The sequence below is a fragment of the Streptococcus sp. OH4692_COT-348 genome (genome assembly GCF_003859975.1).
Lineage (GTDB): Bacteria > Bacillota > Bacilli > Lactobacillales > Streptococcaceae > Streptococcus.
On sequence record NZ_RQZB01000026.1, the window covers coordinates 1 to 2,659 of the forward strand.

Below are 2,659 nucleotides of genomic sequence, written 5' to 3' on the forward strand. Positions count from 1 at the left end.
ATCCAGCACAGATTACAAGAAAAACTGCGAATGGTGTTGCAGTGCCACACGGAGATCATTATCACTTTATCCCTTATTCTCAAATGTCTGACTTAGAGCAGAAGATTGCGAGAATGATTTCTGAAAATTATCAAGGAAATCATACTACTGCAGGTGGTAAAGAATTAAAACCAATTCCGACTCCAAGCCTTCCAAATTTAATTCCATCTCCTGTTTTGCCAGCTCTTACCTTAAAACCTTTGAAACCTATTGTAAAGCCAGCTCCTACACCAAATCCTAAAATAGACTCAAATTCTTCTTTGGTTAGTCAGCTGGTACGAAAAGTTGGAGAAGGATATGTTTTCGAAGAAAAGGGCATCTCACGCTATGTCTTTGCGAAAGATTTACCATCTGAAACTGTTAAAAATCTGGAAAGCAAGTTATCAAAACAAGAGAGTGTGTCACATACTTTAACTGCTAAAAAAGAAAAAGTTGCTCCTCGTGACCAAGAATTTTACGATAAAGCATATAATTTATTGGCCGAGGCTCATAAAGCCTTATCTGAAAATAAAGGTCGCGTTTCTGATTTCCAAGCCTTAGACAAATTAGTGGAACGCTTGAATGATGAATCTTCTAATAAAGGAAAATTGGTAGATGATTTATTGGCATTCCTAGCACCAATTACCCATCCTGAGCGACTTGGAAAACCAAATTCTCAAATTGAATATACCGAAAACGAAGTTCGTATTGCTCAATTAACTGATAAGTATACAACGTCAGATGGTTACATTTTTGACGAACATGATATTATCAGTGATGAGGGGGATGCCTATGTAACACCTCATATGGGCCATAGTCACTGGATTGGAAAGGATAGCCTTTCTGATAAGGAAAAAGCTGCGGCTCAATCTTATACTAAAGAAAAAGGGATTTTACCTCCGTCAGCAGACGCAGATGCTCAAGCAAATCCAACTGGAGATAGTGCAGCGGCTATTTACAATCGTGTGAAAGGGGAGAAACGAATTCCACTCGTTCGACTTCCATACATGGTTGAGCATACAGTAGAAGTTAAAAATGGTAATTTAATCATTCCTCATAAGGATCATTACCATAACATTAAATTTGCTTGGTTTGATGATCATTCATACAAGGCTCCAAATGGTTATACCTTGGAAGACTTATTTGCGACGATTAAGTACTATGTTGAACATCCTGATGAACGTCCACATTCTAATGACGGATGGGGAAATGCCAGCGAGCATGTCTTAGGTAAGAAAGACCACAGTAAAGATCCCAAAAAGAACTTCAAAGCGGATGAAGAACCAGTAGAGGAAACACCTGCTGAGCCAGAAGTTCCTCAAGTAGAGACTGAAAAAGTAGAAGCCAAGCTCAAAGAAGCAGAAACTTTACTTGCTAAAGTAACAGATGCTAGTCTGAAAGGCAATGCGACAGAAACCCTAGCTGGTTTACGAAATAATTTGAGTCTCCAAACCATGGATAATAATGGTATCATGGCAGAAGCAGAGAAACTACTTGCTTTGTTAAAAGGTAGTAATCCTTCACCTATAAATAAGGAAAAAACAAACTAATGAAAAATGGGAGTCTCGATAAAGAGGCTTTCATTTTTATTATGTATATACGAAAAATTCTTGACAAGCAGTACTAAAAAGAGTAAACTATTAACTAGTTAATTAACTGGTTTATTATTTTATGGTGAATCAAATAGAGTTAAGAAAAGAGGAAAGAATGAAAATTAATAAAAAATATCTAGCTGGGTCAGCAGCTGCACTTGTTTTAAGCGTCTGTGCTTATGAACTAGGTTTGCATCAAGCTCAAACTGTAAAAGAAAATAACCGTGTTTCATATATAGATGGTAAACAACCAAGCCAAAAGGCAGAAAATTTGACACCTGATGAAGTCAGTAAAAAAGAAGGTATTAATGCCGAGCAAATTGTTATCAAGATTACGGATCAAGGTTATGTGACTTCTCATGGAGACCATTATCATTACTATAATGGCAAGGTTCCTTATGATGCTATCATTAGTGAAGAACTGCTGATGAAAGATCCAAATTATCAGTTGAAGGATTCAGACATTGTCAACGAAATCAAGGGTGGCTATGTGATTAAGGTAGACGGGAAATACTATGTTTACCTGAAAGATGCAGCTCATGCGGATAACGTTCGCTCAAAAGAAGAAATCACTCGTCAGAAGCAAGAACACAGTAGTAATCACGGAGGTGGTTCTAGCGATAAAGCAGTAGTCGCTGCCAGAGCTCAGGGCCGCTATACAACGGATGATGGTTATATCTTTAATGCATCTGATATTATAGAAGATACAGGCGATGCCTATATCGTTCCTCACGGCAATCATTTCCACTATATTCCTAAGAGTGACTTGTCTGCCAGTGAACTGGCTGCAGCTCGAGCCTTCCTAGCTGGGAAAGGTAATCAACCAAGCTCAGTTGGGTATCGTCCTTCAACAAATTCTTCTAGCAGTAGCTCATCAGAGACATCGAATAGTAGTTCATATGGACAAACGAATCAAAGCAATGTTGAGGCAAATACCAGAAGATGGACTCCAAGTGTTAGTCCACAAGTGGATAATAGCTATCAAGCTAGTCCGAGTGAAGACGTATCCAGTCTCTTGAAACAGCTTTATGCCTTGCCGATTAGTCAAC

2 protein-coding genes are annotated in these 2,659 nt (G+C 38.4%); both read left to right on the forward strand.

What is annotated here, in order from left to right; translation table 11 throughout:
- Nucleotides 1-1,568 (forward strand): pneumococcal-type histidine triad protein (locus EII37_RS10600; RefSeq protein WP_124788547.1); only part of this gene is annotated, 1,568 nt, incomplete at its 5' end.
- Between the two features lie 157 nt (nt 1,569-1,725).
- Nucleotides 1,726-2,659: pneumococcal-type histidine triad protein (locus EII37_RS10605; protein ID WP_124788548.1), on the forward strand; the 934-nt coding region annotated here is incomplete at its 3' end.